Origin of the sequence: Synechococcus sp. R55.7, from assembly GCF_047461955.1 — a bacterium.
GTDB lineage: Bacteria > Cyanobacteriota > Cyanobacteriia > Thermostichales > Thermostichaceae > Thermostichus.
Genome location: NZ_JANSIC010000471.1, coordinates 1 through 694, shown reverse-complemented (window position 1 = coordinate 694; position 694 = coordinate 1). Strand labels below are relative to the sequence as shown.

At 53.7% G+C, this 694-nt stretch carries 1 protein-coding gene; it reads right to left on the bottom strand.

Annotation, left to right across the window (positions count from 1 at the left end; all coding sequences use genetic code 11):
• Positions 1-283 (bottom strand): sigma factor (locus NW820_RS13200; protein WP_414407749.1); only part of this gene is annotated, 283 nt, incomplete at its 3' end.
• Positions 284-694: the final 411 nt, after the last annotated feature.

The window sequence follows — 694 nt, the reverse complement described above, 5'->3', positions numbered from 1 at the left end:
GATCCAAACAGCGAGAGCGAGCCAAGATGCTCAGGTAGGTGCGCAGGGATCCCCGTCTGGGATCAAAGGAGGAACGAGCCAAGTTCAAAAAAATATCCTGGGTGAGATCTTCGGCTTCGGCAGTACTGCCCAGCATTTTGCAGGCAATTCCGTACACCAAGCCGGCATGTCGGTCGTAGAGAATGGCCAGAGCTTGTGACCGGCCTGCTTTTAGAGCCGCAAACACCTCTGCATCGGTTTTTTCCTGCAGGGATCCCTCAGCTTTGTCGCCCTCGATCTTCATGAGCGGGAAGAGGAAACGGGATGGAAGAGAGAGAGAAACTGCAGAGGCACAAGCATCGCCCAGGACAACCCAAGCAGGGCAGCGGCTCTCATAATTTATCGTCTGCATAGGCGGAGGTCAACCCCGAGCTAAGGGGAGATAGAAGACCCAATCCTGAGCTGGGATCGGGCCGGGTCAAGGATCAACAGCAGCAACGATCTCAAAACGATTCCAACAATTGGTTCCAAATCAATGAATCCAAAACATTGATTAATGTTGATTAACCTTGATTTAGATAGGCAAATGGGAATCGGCTTTCCTAGAGGGCGGCCAAGCCAAAGAACGGCCCACCCGGCAGGGTGCCCAGGGATGTGGCCCGACCGGTGTTTAGGTCAATTCGATACAAGGTGGAGCCGCCGATGGCAAAGCCGG